Origin of the sequence: Nonomuraea sp. NPDC049141, from assembly GCF_040648415.1 — a bacterium.
Lineage (GTDB): Bacteria > Actinomycetota > Actinomycetes > Streptosporangiales > Streptosporangiaceae > Nonomuraea.
Window position 1 is genome coordinate 140,771 of the sequence record NZ_JBEZDR010000011.1, and the last position, 17,224, is coordinate 157,994.

19 protein-coding genes and 1 pseudogene are annotated in these 17,224 nt (G+C 68.3%); 11 read left to right on the forward strand and 9 right to left on the reverse strand.

Annotation, left to right across the window (positions count from 1 at the left end; translation table 11 throughout):
- Window positions 1-2: 2 nt before the first annotated feature.
- The 4 genes from AB0B91_RS31750 to AB0B91_RS31765 form a co-directional block, all read right to left on the reverse strand.
- Window positions 3-683, reverse strand: coding sequence for a hypothetical protein (locus AB0B91_RS31750; protein ID WP_358327327.1), 681 nt, complete (start codon window positions 681-683; stop codon window positions 3-5).
- Complete coding sequence (locus tag AB0B91_RS31755; RefSeq protein WP_358327329.1) at window positions 680-1,240, reverse strand: RNA polymerase sigma factor; 561 nt, start codon at window positions 1,238-1,240, stop codon at window positions 680-682. Before AB0B91_RS31755 ends, AB0B91_RS31750 begins: the two co-directional genes overlap by 4 nt.
- A 372-nt stretch (window positions 1,241-1,612) precedes the next feature.
- Window positions 1,613-2,413, reverse strand: a complete 801-nt coding sequence (locus tag AB0B91_RS31760) for an IclR family transcriptional regulator C-terminal domain-containing protein (RefSeq protein WP_358327331.1) — start codon at window positions 2,411-2,413, stop codon at window positions 1,613-1,615.
- A 76-nt stretch (window positions 2,414-2,489) separates the two neighbouring features.
- A complete protein-coding gene (locus AB0B91_RS31765; protein ID WP_358327333.1) occupies window positions 2,490-3,938 on the reverse strand; it encodes an amidohydrolase family protein in 1,449 nt (482 codons plus the stop codon).
- 158 nt (window positions 3,939-4,096) lie between these two features.
- On the opposite strand from AB0B91_RS31765, the gene AB0B91_RS31770 reads away from it, so the two are divergent.
- The 7 genes from AB0B91_RS31770 to AB0B91_RS31800 all read left to right on the forward strand — a co-directional run bounded on the left by AB0B91_RS31770 (window position 4,097) and on the right by AB0B91_RS31800 (window position 9,538).
- Window positions 4,097-5,266: a CoA transferase gene (locus tag AB0B91_RS31770; RefSeq protein WP_358327335.1), complete on the forward strand. Its 1,170-nt coding sequence runs from the start codon at window positions 4,097-4,099 to the stop codon at window positions 5,264-5,266.
- Window positions 5,263-6,078 carry a citryl-CoA lyase gene (locus AB0B91_RS31775; protein ID WP_358327337.1) on the forward strand — a complete coding sequence of 272 codons (816 nt, stop codon included), beginning with the start codon at window positions 5,263-5,265 and terminating at the stop codon, window positions 6,076-6,078. Before AB0B91_RS31770 ends, AB0B91_RS31775 begins: the two co-directional genes overlap by 4 nt.
- Window positions 6,071-6,937 (forward strand): extradiol ring-cleavage dioxygenase, encoded by an 867-nt coding sequence (locus tag AB0B91_RS31780; RefSeq protein WP_358327339.1) that lies wholly within the window; start codon window positions 6,071-6,073, stop codon window positions 6,935-6,937. The genes AB0B91_RS31775 and AB0B91_RS31780 overlap by 8 nt, the downstream gene beginning before the upstream one ends.
- The gene (locus AB0B91_RS31785) at window positions 6,934-7,293 is read left to right on the forward strand and encodes a hypothetical protein (RefSeq protein ID WP_358327341.1); all 360 of its coding nucleotides are present in this window, start codon (window positions 6,934-6,936) and stop codon (window positions 7,291-7,293) included. Before AB0B91_RS31780 ends, AB0B91_RS31785 begins: the two co-directional genes overlap by 4 nt.
- A 127-nt stretch (window positions 7,294-7,420) precedes the next feature.
- Entirely contained in the window at window positions 7,421-8,611 is a 1,191-nt protein-coding gene (locus tag AB0B91_RS31790; protein ID WP_358327343.1) for a transposase, read from the forward strand.
- A complete protein-coding gene (locus AB0B91_RS31795) occupies window positions 8,608-8,844 on the forward strand; it encodes a hypothetical protein (RefSeq protein WP_358327344.1) in 237 nt (78 codons plus the stop codon). Before AB0B91_RS31790 ends, AB0B91_RS31795 begins: the two co-directional genes overlap by 4 nt.
- 46 nt (window positions 8,845-8,890) lie before the next feature.
- Window positions 8,891-9,538, forward strand: a complete 648-nt coding sequence (locus AB0B91_RS31800; RefSeq protein WP_358327346.1) for an L-threonylcarbamoyladenylate synthase — start codon at window positions 8,891-8,893, stop codon at window positions 9,536-9,538.
- 149 nt (window positions 9,539-9,687) lie between these two features.
- On the opposite strand, the gene AB0B91_RS31805 is transcribed toward AB0B91_RS31800, so the two are convergent.
- Entirely contained in the window at window positions 9,688-10,470 is a 783-nt protein-coding gene (locus AB0B91_RS31805; RefSeq protein WP_358327348.1) for a DUF4184 family protein, read from the reverse strand.
- A 268-nt stretch (window positions 10,471-10,738) separates the two neighbouring features.
- Complete coding sequence (locus AB0B91_RS31810; protein ID WP_358327350.1) at window positions 10,739-11,695, reverse strand: helix-turn-helix domain-containing protein; 957 nt, start codon at window positions 11,693-11,695, stop codon at window positions 10,739-10,741.
- Window positions 11,696-11,768: 73 nt separating this feature from the next.
- Between AB0B91_RS31810 and AB0B91_RS31815 the strand changes: the two genes are divergently transcribed.
- Window positions 11,769-12,257 carry a hypothetical protein gene (locus AB0B91_RS31815; RefSeq protein WP_358327352.1) on the forward strand — a complete coding sequence of 163 codons (489 nt, stop codon included), beginning with the start codon at window positions 11,769-11,771 and terminating at the stop codon, window positions 12,255-12,257.
- A 19-nt stretch (window positions 12,258-12,276) separates the two neighbouring features.
- On the opposite strand, the gene AB0B91_RS31820 is transcribed toward AB0B91_RS31815, so the two are convergent.
- Together AB0B91_RS31820 and AB0B91_RS31825 are read right to left on the reverse strand one after the other, a co-directional pair.
- Window positions 12,277-12,738, reverse strand: a complete 462-nt coding sequence (locus AB0B91_RS31820; RefSeq protein ID WP_024494953.1) for a cupin domain-containing protein — start codon at window positions 12,736-12,738, stop codon at window positions 12,277-12,279.
- A 14-nt stretch (window positions 12,739-12,752) separates the two neighbouring features.
- Complete coding sequence (locus tag AB0B91_RS31825; RefSeq protein WP_358327354.1) at window positions 12,753-13,706, reverse strand: helix-turn-helix domain-containing protein; 954 nt, start codon at window positions 13,704-13,706, stop codon at window positions 12,753-12,755.
- A 645-nt stretch (window positions 13,707-14,351) separates the two neighbouring features.
- Here AB0B91_RS31825 and AB0B91_RS31830 point away from each other — a divergent pair.
- The 3 genes and pseudogenes from AB0B91_RS31830 to AB0B91_RS31840 form a co-directional block, all read left to right on the forward strand.
- Window positions 14,352-14,615: pseudogene (locus AB0B91_RS31830) on the forward strand (transposase); the annotation flags it as partial.
- A gap of 69 nt (window positions 14,616-14,684) precedes the next feature.
- Complete coding sequence (locus AB0B91_RS31835) at window positions 14,685-15,557, forward strand: NmrA family NAD(P)-binding protein (RefSeq protein WP_358327355.1); 873 nt, start codon at window positions 14,685-14,687, stop codon at window positions 15,555-15,557.
- Window positions 15,558-15,581: 24 nt separating this feature from the next.
- Window positions 15,582-15,977, forward strand: coding sequence for an SDR family NAD(P)-dependent oxidoreductase (locus tag AB0B91_RS31840; protein ID WP_358327357.1), 396 nt, complete (start codon window positions 15,582-15,584; stop codon window positions 15,975-15,977).
- Window positions 15,978-16,279: 302 nt separating this feature from the next.
- On the opposite strand, the gene AB0B91_RS31845 is transcribed toward AB0B91_RS31840, so the two are convergent.
- A complete protein-coding gene (locus AB0B91_RS31845) occupies window positions 16,280-17,092 on the reverse strand; it encodes a DUF2306 domain-containing protein (protein WP_358327359.1) in 813 nt (270 codons plus the stop codon).
- Window positions 17,093-17,224 lie beyond the last annotated feature (132 nt).

Here is a 17,224-nt window from a genome sequence, read left to right on the forward strand (position 1 = left end):
GGTCAGCTGCCGGGTGGCGGGTATGCCTCGGGGTTCGTCTTGGGGTCGGGCAGTTTGTCCCAGGACGGGTCGGCGATGACCTTGCAGGGCTTGGCCGGGCTGGTGACGAGGTAGCCGCTGAACCCCCACAGGACTCTGGGCTTGTCCGGGCCCGAGGTTTGGTCCGCGTTCTCGGTGAACTCCATGACGGCCGTCTGCCCCGGCTTGATGTACTGCGGGTTGATCCGTACCTGGCCGCGGCCCATCTTGAACGTCTTGCCGTTCGGCGAGTTCGCGATCGCTTCCTCGATTCTCTTCTGGACCTTGGGATCCTTGCTCTTGAGTTCCTCCTTGGAGAAGGAGGCGGCGCCTTCGCCCTCGCCGCGGCCGGGGGCGCACCGGGTGCCGGGTTTGACGTAGGAGACGTCGGCGGTGACGCCGAGTTTCGCCAGGTCCTTCTCCACCTGGTCCGGGTCCCTGAATTCGTTGATCTTCAGGGTGATCGTGCCGTCGGTGTTCTTGGTGACCGCGTAGGCCGGGGTCTCGGATCCGGTCAGGAGCGGCACCGCGACGGCCGCCGCGGCCGCGATCGTGGCGACCGCTCCTGTGGCGAGCAGGCGTCGTCTGACGAGCAGGCGGCGGGCCTTGTTGCGGGCCACGATTTCGGCTTTGAGTTCCATCAGTACGTGCTCCTTGAAGTTCATCGCGTTCCTTCCATGACGAAGGGAGCCATCTCCGGCACGTTCCTGAGCGTGTGGCGGGCGCGGTGCAGTCTGGCCCTGGCGGCGCCCTGGCGGATGCCCAGAGCGGTGGCCGCCTCGCCGATCGTGAGCTGGTCGATGACGACCAGTTCGAGCATCGCGCGATCACCGTCCGGTAATCCGGCCATGGCCTGGAAGGCCCGCCTGGCCACGCTTTCCGCGTCGATCCGCTCTTCGAGCTCGGCGACGTCGTCGCAGTCGAGCGGTCGTCGTCCGCCTACGCGGTCGGCCAGTCTCGTCTCCTTGAACGCCCGCCGCCGTTCGGCCGACAGGGTGTTGCGCGCCACGCCGTACAGCCAGGCGATCTCGCTGCCGAGTCCGGGCCGGTAGGTGTGGGCGGAGTCGAGCACCGCGAGGAAGACCTCCGCCACCAGGTCGGCGACCGTGTTCGGATCATCGACCCGGCGGGCGAGGAACGACGTGATCGCGTCGACGTGGCGCCGGTAGAAGGCTTCGAAAGCCTCCGGATCTGTGGCGATGTCCGCCTGTCTGCGACGCACCGACCGTGCTCCCTTCGTCGACTACACCCCTTCTTGGTCAGCAACCGGAAAAGCGTTATGAGAGTGAACGGGTGAGTCCTGCCGAGGCTCCGGTTGCCTGCGGGAATCGACCATGTCGGCCGGGCCCTCTGTCGTCTCGCTGAACGCCTCCGAGCGCCCCGAAGCCCTCCACGACGATCCCCATCAGCGCCCTCGACGCCGAGCGCGCTCACCCCGCTCCCCCACCAACCGGGTGACCGCCGGACAGCCGTCCCCTGGGGCCGGGATCGAGCGCCGGATACGGAGTCGAGCACGATGAGACCTCTGGAGTTCAGCGTGGCACCCGGGCCCCGCAGATCCAACGCCAGGTCAAAGCCTTGAAACAGGACCCGATCAGGAAGCCGTGACGTGCGGCACGGCTTCGTACAGGGCCCAGTCGGCGCTGATCGCGCTCGCCGTCTTCAGCAGCAGCGGGAGGTGCTCCTCGGTCAGCTTCTCGATGGAGGTCTCGGCGGCGTGGGCGTTGACGTTGACGGCCGCGATGACGTTGCCCAGCCCGTCCCTGAGCGGTGCCGCCACCGACCGGATCCCCAGGGCGAGCTGCTCGTCCGTCATCGCCCACCCCTTGGCGCGCACCGCGCGCAGCACCGCCTCGCGTTCCTTTGCGTCCGGCTGCCAGCGCGGCTCGATGCCCGAGCGGCTCGGCTCAGCCAGGACCCGATCCACCTCGGCGGGCGACAGCGCGGCCAGCAGCACCTTGCCCAGCGACGTCTGGAGCGCGGGGAAGCGGGTGCCGATCTGCACCGAGAGGGTGACGATCTTCGGTACGGCGACCCTGGCGACGTAGACGATGTCGGAGCCGTCGAGCTGGGCGATCGAGCACGACTCGTGCGTCAGCGTGACCAGCCGCTCCAGGTGCGGCCTGGCCACCTCCCACAACCCCATGGAACGGACGTAGGAGACGCCCAGCTCCAGAACCCGGGGCGTGAGGACGAAGCCTCCCTGCTCGCTCCTGGCGTAGCCCAGCTCCTGGAGGGTGAGCAGGATGCGGCGGGCCGTCGGCCTGGCCAGGCCGGCCGCGGCCGCCACCTCCGTCAGGGACATGACCGGGCGCCCCGGCCGGAAGACCCTGATCACATCGAGGCCGCGGGCCAGCGCCTCGATGAAGTCAGGTCCGGTGTCGCCACGTGTCATGAACGCCCTCACTCGCTCGGATCCGTTGATCCGACTTTAGACGGTCGGCACGGTCGTACGTCCGCACAGCGGCCGATCACAGGCGGTGCGTGGAGTCACTGCGGTAGTCGGTGTACGTGTACGGGTTATCAAGGAGCTTCGTCGCAGGGATGTCCGGGTTCATGCCCTGCTCCCAGGCCTCCTCGCCCATCTCCGACCGCAGGTACTCGACCGTCCCCTCGACCTCGTGGCGCGCCGCGGCGAGGTCGATCCCGAGCAGGCGGTGCTCGTGCTTGACCACGCGGCCGTTGACCAGGACGGTGTGCACGTCGCCGCGCTGCGCCTGGAACGCCACGTGCCCGAACGGGTTGAGCAGCGGGAACGAGACCGGCGACAGGTCGTTCTTGATGAGCACGAGGTCGGCCTTCTTACCCGGCTCCAGGCTGCCGAGGTCGTCGCGGCCGAGCGCGCGGGCGCCGCCGCGGGTGGCCCACTCGACAACCTGGTCGGCGCGCAGGCCGCAGTGCGTGACGGTCTCGCCCTTGGCGTGCGCCTCCAGGTGCTCGCGCGACCGGTCGGCGCCGAGGGTGGCGCGCATGGCGGAGAACAGGTCGCCGCTCCACCACACGCTGGTGTCCATGGACAACGACACCGGGATGCCGTGGGCGCGGATCGCCCAGGTGGGCGGGTAGCCCTGGCCCGCGCTCTGCTCGCTCTCCGTGGAGACCGAGATGGAGCCGCCGGTGGCCGCGATGCGGTGGTAGGAGTCGGCCGACAGCGAGGCGGCGTGCACGTAGATCGTGCCGGAGGTCATGAAGCCGTGCTCGTACATCAGCTTGATGCCGTCGTCGCCGGTGGCGCCCCACACGCCGGCGTGCGTGGTGACCGCGGCGCCGAGCTCGCGGGCGGCCTCGAAGGCGGGCTTCTCAGGGAAGGCGGGGTCGCCGAGCACGTCGAAGGCGATCTGGAAGCCGAGCAGGTCGTCGCCGGTGACGCGCCTGCGCACGAAGTCCCTGAACTCCGGCGCGGCCGTCCACTCGGCAGGCGATTGCTGGAGGTTGCCGTACGCGAGCACGTACCGTCCGGGCACGGACTGGAGCGCGTCGGCGGCGGCGTCGGCGTGGTCGACGGTCTGGAGCCCGTGCGACCAGTCGACGACGGTCGTGACCCCGGCGTCGAGCGCCTCGATCGCGGCCAGCGTGTTGCCCGCGTGCACGTCCTCGGGCCGGAACAGCTTGCCGTGCTCCAGGTAGAACCAGACGAAGTACTGGGTGAGGGTCCAGTCGGCGCCGTAGCCGCGCAGGGCGGTCTGCCACATGTGCCGGTGGGTGTCGATCATGCCGGGCATGACGATGCCGCCGGAGGCGTCGATCTCCACGGCGTCCGGCGGCGCCGCCAACCCGGGGCCGACGGCGGCGATCCTGTCCCCGATGACGAGGACGTCCGTGCGGGGCAGCACCCGCCCGCCCTCCCCTTGCCGCCCGTCCATGGGCAGCACCGTGCCGCCGCGCAGCACTACGGGCCGTCCAGCCTCGAAGTCGTTCATGGCATGCTCCTCGCCTGCGAACATCTGTCCGCCATACGGTCAACGCCACTGTGATGAGCGTCTTCGACCATGTCAAGAGTGTTGACGCGAGCTTCCGTAGATGCTGGGATCGCGTTAGCGGACAGACGTCCGTTGTACGGACGTGGGGATGGAGCTTGATGACAGACACCGTGCCGGGGCCGCTGTCCGGCGTGCTGGTGGCCGACTTCTCCAGGATCCTGGCCGGCCCGTACGCCACGATGCTGCTGGCGGACCTGGGCGCCGACGTCGTCAAGGTCGAAGGCCCGGGCGGGGACGACACCCGGACGTGGACGCCACCCTCGCGCGGCGAGGTGTCCACGTACTACCTCGGGGTCAACCGGGGGAAGCGGTCGATCGCGCTCGACCTGCGCGACGAAGCCGACGCCGGGGTGGCCAGGGAGCTGGCCGCGCGTGCGGACGTGCTGGTGGAGAACTTCCGGCCGGGCGGGCTGGGCAAGTACGGGCTCGACTATGCCTCGGTGCGGGCCGCGAACCCGGGGATCGTGTACGCCTCCATCAGCGGGTTCGGCTCCGGGGCCGGGGCTCGGGTGCCGGGCTACGACCTGATGGTGCAGGCCATGTCCGGGCTGATGAGCCTCACGGGTGACCCGGACGGGCCGCCGTACCGGGCCGGGATCTCGGTGTTCGACGTGATGGCGGGTAACCACGCCGTCATCGGCATCCTCGCCGCGCTGCGCCACCGCGAGGCCACGGGGAGCGGGCAGCACGTCGAGGTGAACCTGATGTCGTCGGCGCTGACCGGGCTGGTCAACCAGAGCTCCGCGTACGTGGCCGGGGGCGTGGTGCCGTACCGGATGGGGAATGCGCATCCGAGCGTGTTCCCGTACGAGCCGCTGCCCACGGCCGACCACGAGCTGATCGTCGCGGCCGCGAACGACGGCCAGTTCAGGAAGCTGTGCGAGGTGCTCGGCATCCCGGAGGTGGCCGAGGACCCGCGCTTCGCCAGGAACGCCGGCCGCACCGCCAACCGCGAGGAGCTGCGGCCGATCCTGGTCGAGCGGCTCGTCCTGCGCTCCGCGGACGAGTGGTTCGAGCTGCTGGTGGAGGCCGGGGTGCCGAGCGGGCCGATCAACACCATCGACGGCGGGTTCGCCGCGGCGGAGCGGTTCGGGCTCGATCCTGTCGTGGTGGTGGGCGAGGGCGAGCGGGCGATGCCGACGACGCGGCACCCGATCCGGTTCTCCGAGACGCCGGCCGCCTACACACTGCCGCCACCGGAGCTGGACGAGCACGGCGCGGAGCTGCGCAAGTGGCTCACCGGCCCCGGGGAAGGCGAGCGGACGTGACGCGGGAGCGGGAATACCCCACCGCGCTCGGGGCGTCGTCGCCGACGTCGATCACCCTGCTCGGCCGGGACCTGGCCTCGGAGGTGATGGGCGAGGTGGGCTTCGGCGAGCTGGCCTTCTGGCTCGCCACCCAGCGCCGTCCCTCCCGGGGAGAGGTACGCCTGTTCGAGGCCGTGCTGGCCGCGCTGGCCGATCACGGGTTCACGCCGACCGCGATCGTGACACGGCTGACGTACCTGTCGGCGCCGGACTCCGTACAGGGGGCTCTGGCCGCTGGGCTGCTCGGCGGCGGCTCCCGCTTCCTCGGCGTCACCGAGGACTGCGGCCGATACCTCCACGACGTGCTGACCGCGCGGGAGGAGCTCCCCGCCGACGACGCCGGCTGGGACGATCTCGCCCTGGAGGCCGTACGGGCCCGGCGGGAGGCTCGGCAGCTGATCCCCGGGCTCGGCCACCACGTGCACAAGGACGGCGACCCCCGCACGCCCCGGCTGTTCGAGATCGCGGCCGAGGAGGGCCTGTTCGGGCCGCACCTGTCGCTGTTCGCCGCTGTCGGCCGCGTGCACCCGCGGGTCCTGGGCAGGACGCTGCCGCTCAACGGCGCGGGCGCCTGCGGGGCGGCGCTGGCCGATCTGGGGCTGCCGCTGGAGTTGCTGCGCGGCTTCGCGCTGCTGGCCAGGACCGCCGGGCTGATCGGGCAGCTCGCCGAGGAGTTGCGGCGTCCCGTGGCCAACGACATCTTCCTCTCGGTGGACCTGAACAACGTTTCCATCCCGCCCGAGCCCTTCGCTGACGGAGGTCCGCATGGCTGAACTCGTCGCGGTCATCGCATCCACCCACCACCCCTTCTACTACCGAGCCAGCACCTCCACCGGCGAGGAGCGACCGCCGTTCGCCGACGAGTGGGTGCGCAAGGTGGAGGCGTTCAGGGAGACCCTGACCAGGGCCAGGCCGGATGTGCTGGTCATGGTCGGCTCCGACCACTTCCACCAGCTGTGGCTGGACAACATGCCGCAGTTCCTGGTCGGGAAGGCGCCCTTCTACGACGCGAACTTCTACAACGAGGAGCGCGAGTTCGGGCTGCCCAGGATGCTGTTCACGGGGCAGGAGGACCTGTCCTCCCACATCCTGCGTGAAGGGCTGGACGCCGGCTTCGACCTGGCCTTCTCCAACGAGCTGCGGATCGACCACTCGATCACGTGCCCGATCATCACTCTGCGCCCGCAGAACGACCTGCCGATCGTGCCCGTCTACACCAACATCTTCGCCCCTCCCTTACCGCGGCCGAAGCGGTTCGTGCAGCTCGGGCAGACCATCCGGCAGCTCGTCGAGTCGTGGCCGTCCGGCCGGCGGGTCGCGGTCATCGGCACCGGGCATCTGTCACTGGAGCTGGGCGGGCCACGCCAGTTCGGGCCGCACGGGCCCGACCCTGAGTTCGACCGGCGCGCCGTCGAATGGATCTCCTCCGGCGACATCGAGGGCTGCCTGGCCGAGGTCACCCTCGACAGCCTCCACCTGCCGGGCAACGCCACGCACGGCTTCATGGACTTCATGCTGATGATGGGCGTGGCGGGCGAGGGCCAGAAGGCCGACTACGTGGACACGTACGACCTGTTCCACACCATGGAGGCGTACTTCACCTGGTACCCGAGCGGAGGCGGCCGATCGTGAGCAAATACCTGCTGAACAAGTTCCTCTTCACCGTCGACCGCGATGCCGAGCTGGTCGAGCGCTACCGCGAGGAGCCGCGCGCCACCGTCGGCTGGTGGGAGTCCGAATACGCCAACCGCATCCTCGGCTGCCACTCCGGCGAGTCGTCCACGTGGCTGCGCTTCGACGACGTCGAGCGCGAGGCGCTGGTGACCCACGACTATCCGAAGCTGTTCGAGCTGGGCGCGCACCCGTTCCTCACGCTGACGCTGTTCATCGCGATGTTCGAGCGCGACCATCCGCCGCTGGGCTTCCAGACCGAGTACGCGCGGCGGCTGGCGCACATGCGGCTGCCGTACCCGGACATCGCGACCTGATGCGCACGGCCCGGATCGAGACCTGCGGCCGGCCGCCCGTGGTGGCCGACCGGCCCGCACCCGTGCGCCGTGTCTTTAGGTTTTCGTGTCACCACTCTCGGTCATAGGTCAGCGATATGATCAGCGCGTGCAGCTCCGTTACAACTACCGGCTGTATCCCGACGCCGCGCAGCGTGAAGCGCTGGCCCGCGCGTTCGGCTGTGCGCGTGTGGTGTTCAATGACGGGCTGCGTGCCAGGCAGGATGCTCGCCAGGCCGGTTTGCCGTACATCTCGGACGTGGATCTGTCCAAGCGGGTCATCACCCAGGCCAAGACCTCGCCCGAGCGGGAGTGGCTGGGCGAGGTGTCAGCGGTGGTGTTGCAGCAGGCGCTCGCCGATCTGAACACCGCCTACCGCCACTTCTTCGCCAGCCTGTGCGGAGGGCGGAAAGGCCCAAGGTTTGGCGCGCCTCGGTTCCGCTCTCGCAAGGACAACCGGCAGGCGATCCGGTTCACCCGCAACGCCCGGTTCAAGGTTGGGGAGAAACTGTCCCTGCCGAAGGTCGGCGATATCACGGTCCGGTGGTCACGCCGGTTGCCGTCCGACCCCTCCAGCGTGACGGTGATCAAGGATGCGGCCGGCCGATACTTCGCCTCGTTCGTGGTCGAGACGAACGGACAACCCTTGTCTGGGACCGAGGAGGAAATCGGGATCGATCTGGGGTTGGGACACTTCGCGGTCCTGTCCGACGGGCGGAAGATCGACTCCCCGCGTTTCCTGCGCCGGGCGGAGAAGAAACTCCGCAAGCTTCAGCGGGCGCTGTCGCGCAAGCAGAAGGGATCGAAGAACCGGGGCAAGGCTCGCCTGAAGGTCGCCCGGCAGCACGCCAAGGTCGCCGACGCGCGTCGTGAGTTCCATCACCAGACCTCCACACGGATCATCCGTGAGAACCAAGCGGTGTTCGTGGAGGACCTGGCGGTCAAGGGGCTCGCCCGCACCAAACTGGCCAAGAGCGTGCACGACGCGGGCTGGTCGGCGTTCGTCGCCATGCTGGAGTACAAGGCGAACCTGTACGGCAGAACGTTCGCCAAGATCGGCAGATTCTTCCCCTCCTCCAAGCTGTGCTCGTCGTGCGGAAGCGTCGCCGGGCAGATGCCGCTGAACGTCCGGGAATGGGCCTGCTCGTGCGGGGCAGTCCATGACCGGGACGTCAATGCTGCGATCAACATCCTCACCGCCGGACGGGCGGAGAGGCTAAATGCCTGCGGAGACCAGGTAAGACCACCGCGTGCAGTGGCGCAGGTCGATGAAACAGGAAGCCTTCGAGGTGCCGCATGAACTCATGCGACACGGGCGAGAATCCTCAGGCTTCACCCCGAGGAGCGCGTCAAACCAACAACGAGCTGACCCTGGAACAGCGCGCCGCGGCCATCACCATGATCGCGGAACAGGCGGCGCTGGGACGGCTGGCGGTGGCTCACGAGGTGGTGCCCCTGGAGTCGGCCGGAGAGGCGTGGCAACGGCAGGCGGCGGGCACAGCGGGTGGCCGCATCGTCCTGAGCATCGCCTGACCAGCGCGCGGCGACACCGCATCGCCCTGGGGCCGCCTGTCATGCCATGGTGCTGGACCCTAGGATCCGAGACGTGGCCAGATACTTCGATCTTCATCCAGACAATCCCCAGCCTCGCCTGATCAGCCAGATCGCCGAGATCCTGCGGACGGACGGGCTCATCGCCTATCCCACCGACTCGTGCTATGCCCTTGGATGCCGACCGGGCAACAAGGAGGGCCTTGACCGGATCAGGGAGATCCGCGGCCTTGGCAGCGACCACCACTTCACCCTGGTATGCCGTGACTTCGCGCAATTCGGTCAGTTCGTTCACCTGAGCAATGCGCTGTTCCGCCAGGTCAAGGCGGCGACTCCCGGCGGTTACACGTTCATTCTGCCCGCGACCAAGGAGGTGCCGCGGCGACTGCTGCATCCCCGGAAGAAGACGGTCGGCGTTCGCATCCCTGATCACGTCGTCACCCAGGCGCTGCTGGCCGAGCTCGGCGAGCCGCTGGTGTCCAGCACCCTGCTGCTGCCCGACGAGACCGAACCCTCGACGCAGGGCTGGGAGATCAAGGAGCGGCTCGACCACGTGGTGGACGCGGTCATCGACTCCGGCGAATGCGGCGCCACCCCGACGACCGTCGTCGACTTCTCGCAGGAGGAACCCGAGATTCTCCGCAGGGGCACGGGAGACACGTCCCTGTTCGAATAGGCGACGGCAGCGGTCTCGCCGACCGCGATCTCCAGGCCGAGTTCGACGTCTGAGGTCGGGGGCCGGCCGAGCGCCCTGGTGCCGCACGGGCCGTTGCGCCGAGCCCAGCGAAACTCAAGGGTTGCTGATTACCTGCGGAGATACTGGCCTCACCGGCCGCTGCCGGGCTGGTCGGCGGCCACCGCCTCACGCGTCGGCCCACGGCCCCGCAACGCCGTCCAGCCGTGCCAGGCGAGCACGTAGCAGGCAAGAATCAACGCTGCTCCGTCGGCCCCACCCAAGATCATGCTTCGTACCAGGTCGTAGTCGCTCACCGCGGCACGATCCGAGGCCGCCCCGTAAGCGGCGCCCGCTGCCATCGCCAGCGCGGCCGCGGCCAGCACCACGCCGCGCGTCCGGCCCAGCACCACCCCCGGGCCCCGCCCAGGCTGGACCGGCGCGCGCCGATACCACAGCACGAGCCATCCGGCCAGGATCACCAGCCCGCCTGCCGAGCTGACGTACATCAGCATGTTGAACACCCGGTGCGCGCCGATGACCGGCTGCCGCAACGCCTGCCAATGCGCCACCGCGAACCCGCCTACCTGCGTAAAGGCGTCCCAGAGCAGATGCGTGGCCATCCCGGCCAGCAGCGCCGCCACCACCGCCACAGGCGCCGGCCGCGCCGGCTCCGACAACCGGACACGCAGCCCGGCAGGAGCCAGCGCGGTCAGCGGCGCCCGCAGCACCCGGTGGAACAGCACCAGCAGCACCACACCTGCCGGCAGGCCCAGGACAAGCGGCCCCCACCACGCGTGCGTGCTCGCCGACGAGAACGGCAGCGGCAGATAGTACGGCGCGTCAGGCATCACAGTCCCGATGGCCAGCGCCGACGAGGGCAACCACCGCCGCATCGGCAAGATCGCTGCAATATGGCTCACGGTGAAGGGCACACGCCATTATCGGCACCTCCGACCCGGACCACCACCTTGATCGACAAAGCCCGGTCCTCCGCTGCCCGCTGGTGGTCGGCGACCGTGAGAGCGCCGAGGCGGAATCGGCCTGGGACCCAGCAATGGTGCGGCTCTCCGGCAGGAGAACGAAGGCCCTTAACGAAGAGCACGCAGTCCGGATAACGACACCACCGCCCGGCATCAGGCCGGCAGCGTCCATCGGCTCTGCCCGTGTGGAACGGCTACCGTTTCGGCAAAGATGTGGCGGTCATGCGCCCACCATCTCGTCCTTGTGGCGGAACAGGCTCCGGTATTCCTGAGGGGAGGTGCCAACGTGCCGATGGAACGCGGCCCGCAAGGTAGCGGGAGCGCCGAGCCCGGCGAGGCGGCCTATCTGCTCGATGGGCACGGTGGTCGCCTCCAGCAGTTCGCGTGCTCGGTCAATGCGTGCGTCGGTCAGCCAGGTCATGGGCGGGGTGCCGGTCTCGTCGCGGAAGCGGCGGATCAGTGTCCGCCGCGACATATGGGCGCGTTCTGCGAGGTCGTCGACGGTCAGGGGCTTCGCGAGGTTGTCAAGCAGCCACTCACGCAGAGGAGCAAGTCCATCTCCGCTCGCTTCGGGGCGGAATTGTTCGACGAACTGTGCCTGGCCTCCCCGCCGCCGTGGCGGCGCGACGAGAGCGCGTGCGTATGTGTTCGCTACTGCGGCGCCGCGGTCGGTGCGGATCAGGTGCAGGCACAAGTCAATTCCCGCAGTCACGCCGGCGGACGTGAGGATATCGCCGTCATCGACGTAGAGCTGATTGGGCAGGACATCGACGCGTGGGTAGCGCTGACGCAATTGCTCGGCGTGCCGCCAGTGTGTGGTCGCGGGGCGTCCGTCGAGCAGCCCGGCCGCGGCAAGGGTGAAGGCCGCGGTGCAGATGGAGACGAGTCGGGCGCCTCGGGCGTGAGCCGCCTGTAGCGCCGCCAGAAGCTCCGCTGACGGGGCCGTGTCAATGTCGTCGTAGCCCGGAATGATCACAGTGTCGGCGTCGTCCAGCGCCTCGAGGCCGGCCGCGACCGTGATCGCGAAGCCGCACCCTGGCACCAGTCCGGTCTCGGTGTCAGCGCACACGGTCAGCTCATAGTGGGAGTTCATTGCGAAGATCTGCGTCGCGGTGCCGAACTCGAGCGGGAGCACACCGGGCAGGACGAGCACCGCAACGTGGTGTCTGTTCGTCATAGTGGCACGATTATAGCGCCGGTTGGCATCCGTGCCACTTTTGGCAGGAGGGCCGGTCTCGTAGCGTCGAGCCATGACCGAAACCCTCGCCCTCTCGGGAGGGCTGCAGAACGAGATACTCGCTCTTCCAACTGGACCGATGGTTGAGGCGAGCCTCGCCGCGACACGGGCCGCGGTGCATCCATCTGTGCTGAACCACTGCATTCGCGGTTTCTACTGGGCCTGTCTGTTCGCCGCCCACAAAGGCGTCCTGAACGACGCGGACTACGACGAGGAACTCCTCTTCGCCGCCCATGTGATGCACGACTTGGGAACAGGCCCCGAAGCACCGGGCCAGCTCCGGTTCGAGATGGAAGGCGCCGATCTTGCCGCCACAGTGCTGACCGGTCTCGGCACCCCCGCCCGGGGAAAGGAGCGGCCGGTCATCAGCTTCATCTCGCCGTTGCGCATCTTCCAGTCCAGCGCGTTGGAAGCCGCCGCTCGGACGCGGACGAGAACCTCATCCGGACCCGGGCGTGGTGGCTCGAACTCAGCGAGCCGCATCACCTCCGGGCCGCCGTAGCGGTCGTATTGAAGGCGCTTCACGAGGCGTATTCGTTCGAGATCTCGGTGGCGTAGTTCTTCCAGAGCGGTTGCATGGTCTCGGCGTTGACCGGCTGCCCGGAATCGATCATGGCCTTGAAGTCGCGGAAGTACTGCACATACAGGTCCGGCGTGAAGGTGTTCAGCATGACCGCGTTCTCGTCGCCGACGTTGGCGAACGTGTGCGGCGCCCCGGTCGGCACGATGACCCAGGTGCCCGGCCCGGCGTCGTATTGGTCCTCGCCGACGGTGAACCGGAAAGTTCCCGCCAGCACGTAGAAGCCCTCGTCATGCTGGGCGTGGCGATGCTGCAACGGGCTCGGGGTGCCCGGCGGAATGGTGACCTCGGCGAACCCTAGCCGGTGGTCGGTGTGCTCGCCGTTCTCCAGGATGCGGATCTGCTGCGCCCCGCTGCCGAGGATCTCGCCCTCACCGGGGCGGACGATGTTTACCTTCGCCACGACTTCTCCTATTGCTATTGCCTGCCTTGGTCACCACCATCCTTGTCCGGGCCGGCTGTGCGCGTCTTGGTCGTCTGTGCACGGTTGCTGGTTACCAGTGCACGGGCGTTGTAGCCGTACGTCGCCTTGAAGAGCTTGCTGAAATGGGTGGGATCGGAGAATCCCCACCGGGCGGCCACGGCGGTGACCGTACGTCCGCTTCCGGTCAGCTCGGCCCGGCAGCGCTCCAGGCGGCGACGGCGGATCAGGGCCGCGACGGTGAGCGGCTGGTCCTCGAACAGCTTGTGCAGCCGGCGTACGGATATGTTGTGGGTGGCGGCGATGCCAGGCGGGGACAGATCGGGATCGGCCAGCCGGGTCTCGATGTAGCCGGCGATCCGGCTCCGCAGCCACTCGTCCGGGGCCGGTTGTTCGTCGCCGAGCCGGGCCTCCAGTGCGACCGCGATCAGCTCGACGACGGCCGCCGCCGACCGCAGCGCCTCCGCCTCGCGGAACTCGGTCGCCGACCACGCCGACTCCCGGGCCAGCACGGAGACGAGAGCGCCCGGGCCGTGGCTGCCGTCGATGCGTACGCCGATGAGCCGGTCGATCTGCGCGGGCCGGATCCGAAGCTCCCGGCGCGGAACCAGGATGGTGACGTGCGCCGCGGCGGTGCTCTCGAACCGGAGCGTACGCGTGGGATCGAGCAGTACCAGGTCGGTCGGCCCGAGTTCGGCGTCGCCGCGCCCTTGCTCGATCCGCGTCCGGCCCCGGGACATCACCTTGACCGCCAGGTTCTCGCCGTCGGAGGCGTCGCGCTCCCGCCCGATGCAGGCGCTCTCGGGCGTGTCGAGGGAGACCAGCCGCAGCGGCCCGAGGTCACGGGTGGCGATCCCGCCCCGGAAGCTGGCCCCGGCCAGCTTGTTGATCAGCGGCGGAAACCCGCTGGCGGCCAGCTCGTCCTGGAACGACTCAAGGTTGCCGATCACCGGTCAATGATAACGGCGACACTTCTGCTCAGGCACGGTGTTCGGCGGCGGGTTACAGCGGCGCCGGCCCGCATCTGCTCTACCAGGCTCTGGTGCACGCGGTGGACGGCTCAGTCGCGCCGGCGACCGACGGCCGAACGGTGAGCGCAGCACCGATATCGGAATCGGTGGTAACCGCCGCGATGGACTTCGAGATGTGTTCACGCTCGTTGGCGATCAACTGGAGTCCGCTGGTGGACGCGGCTGTGACGGCCAGCCTGCCGACACCCATAACCGCCGGCCGGGTACCGGGTTGCGAAGCCCCGTCGTCTTGAGCGCCGGCCGGTAACGTCTGGTGAGCACCACCGCGGTCACCGCCGCAAAGAACGCGGCAGCGAGGATCGCGCGTGGTCTTCGTGATCGCATGAATGAGTGTCTCTTTTGCCGGTCAGCCTAGCGTTATGCGCACACGACGCTAGGAAGCCGGGAATGGGAACGGCATCGACGCTCGGACCGATCGGACCTGCCGATCTGCGGTCGGCGGCATCGTTTCGACGTTCGAGGCCGGTCACTCGGTGTAACCCCGCGTGGTCTGGCGAGGTGGGTGAAATCGGGACTCTGTTCAAACGGCGTGGATGTCGATCAGCGGAGCCGGTCGATTGTTGAGCTCGCGGGATCGCGTTCACCAGCCCGGAACGCAGCGACCAGATCGCCCGCCGCAAAGCCAAGGGCTCCCGCGGCGGACGCCCACCCGCCTTCGATCCCGAGCGCTACACCGGCCGCAACGTCGTCGAGCGCTGCTTCAACCGACTCAAACAGTTCCGCGCAATCGCCACCCGCTACGCCAAACGCGTCACCTACTACCGCTCAGAAATCATCATCGCCGCCATCGTGTTATGGCTGCGTGCCGACCTACAGGACACGCCCTAAGCCGGTGCGGGGCCTACTCAAAGGGCTCACTCCCCCGCACCGGCACTTCTCCAGAAACGGAAAATCATCATGGAACGCAATCTTCTGGTGATCGGGGCGACCGGCAAGACCGGTGGCCACACCGCCGAACTACTGCTTCAGCGCGGCCACCACGTCCGCGCGCTCGTCCGCCGAGTCGACGAGCGCTCCGCGAGGCTTGCCGGCCTCGGGGCGCAGATCGTGGAAGGCGATGTCCAGGACCTCAACTCCCTGACGGAGGCGGCGAAGGGGATCGATGCCCTGTACTTCACGTACCCGAACTTTCCCGGCCTGATGGACGCCACGGCAAACGTGGCCGTGGCGGCGGAGGAGAACGGGGTGCAGGCGATCGTGAACATGTCGCAGATCTCCGCTCGCCGTGAATCCGCCAGCAACGCAGCACGCCAGCACTGGGTCGCCGAGCGTATTCTGGACCGCTTCCCGGTGGCCGTCACCCACATCCGTCCCACCTTCTTCGCCCAGTGGCTGATCAACATGTGGGACGGAAGTGGCGAGCTGCGGTTTCCCTTCGCCGACGGACGGCACGCCCCGATCGCTGCCAGTGATCAGGCAAGGGTGATCGTGGCCATCCTGGAGGACCCCGCCCCACACGCCGGCAAGATCTACCCCCTCTACGGGCCGGTGGAGCTCAACCACTACGAGATCGCCGAGAAGATGTCGAAGGCGCTCGGCCGTCAGGTGACCTACGTGCCCATCGACCTCGACGAATTCGCCGCCATCCTGGAGAAGCGCGGCACATCGCCCCACATGATCCAGCACCTTCTCGCCGTCGCGGTCGACTACCGCAACGGCATCTTCGCCGGCACGAACGACCTCGTGAAGAAGATCGGCGGCACCGACCCCCTCGATGTCGAGAGCTTCGTCGCCCAGAACCGGGCGTTCTACGACTCACACACCGTCTAAAACCCAGGAGAAAACGGTAAGTGTTTGGATTATCACAAGATCGTCTCGTGGATTCGGCCTGGAATCACGCGCGGCGCTCGCGGCAGGACATCAGGTGCCGGCAACTGTACGACCGTCCGCGAGCAGTTCCCCGACGCCGGTGACGCGCTGCTGACCGTGCCATTGAACTTGACCGGCCCCGAGAGCATCCACGCGGCTGTCGACGCAGCAGTCGAACGGTTCGGACGCATCGACGTCCTGGCCAACAACGCCGGCACCGACCTGATCGACGACTACGCGGCCACCGCCGGCACCACGCGTGAAGCGGCCACGGGGCTCAACCACGCCAAGGCCGCCCGCTCCATCGTGGAGATGGCCGCAGCCCCCGAGCCGCCACTGCGCCTCCAACTCGGAGCCGACACCCTGCGTCGCGGGCGCTGAACTCGTAGCCGAGCCCGCTGCGCATGTAGCGGGTGACCCACGGGTGCCACCGAAATAGTCTGGTCGACCGATCTGCCGGGACCGGGCCGCAAGCCGCGTCTCGCGCAGGCCGAACGCTCTCAGATCATCGCGCCGGCCAAGAGCCCGCCACCGGGGCATCCGCGCTGGGAGGACCACGGTGAGCTGAGAGCCGCCGACGAAAACGGGCCGACGGTGTGGACGCGATCTTCGCGGCCACATCCTTGTAGATACCGAAGAACCAGTCGAATAGCGCTGGAACAGCCAGTGCGCCAGTTCGTCTCCTACGGTGCCTGAGTGTCTCCTGCCGAGACCTTGTCCGAGGCCATCGCCGCTGCGGCGTCCATCGGCGGATCCGCCGGCCCAGAGCGCCGCCCGGCGCCGGCGCGGCGCCGGGCGCGACCGCGCTCCACCAGCCACCATTCCACGATCAGCAGGGGGACGGTCCAGCCGAGCCAGGTCGTCACGCCGGCGGATGCCTTGATCACCTCCTGCATGTCCCCGCCGTAGGTCGTCTCGAACTCGGGCAGGAGAATGAGGAACATCACCAGGCCCCAGATGCGGTTGGTGATGATCGAGGCGGTCAGCGCGAAGCTGCGCAGCATCCACCGACGGTGATCGGCGTACCTGTGCTGGCGGGCCATGCGAAATCCGGTGACGGTGAACAGGGTCCACAGCGTCGCGAGCAGCATGTTGCTGACTCGCGCGCCATCGCCGTACGGGGTGCTCGCGCCCACGACGAAGCCGGCGAGACCGCCCGGTATAACCCCACCGAAGATGTACACGCGTCCGATCCTGCGGTGCGCGACCGGGTGACGCTCCCGGAACCACGGCCAGACCTGCAAGCCGCAGGTCAGTAACGCCACCGAGGAGAACATCACATGCGCGGCCAGGAAGGGATAGTAGAGCGGAAAGCCTTCTGGCGGCGGCACGCGAGACAAGGCCGGATCGAGCGAGGTATAGGGCGGAATGGAGAACGCGAGGAAGCCGAGCACCACCAGCATCAGCGGCACGACCCAGGGGCGCTTCCACAGCCGCAGCTTCTGTACGGCAGGCGGCGGCGTGGCGTGATGTGCTGGTTTCGCGAAATCAGTCATGCACGGAGCTTGGGGTCAGGCGCTTACCACTCACCTACCGCGCACTGACCGGCGGCATACCGTGTCGGACTTGCGGTCGGACGCCGTGCGCGAGCCGCCCTGAACTACGGTTAATCGGCGTGGTGGTACTCA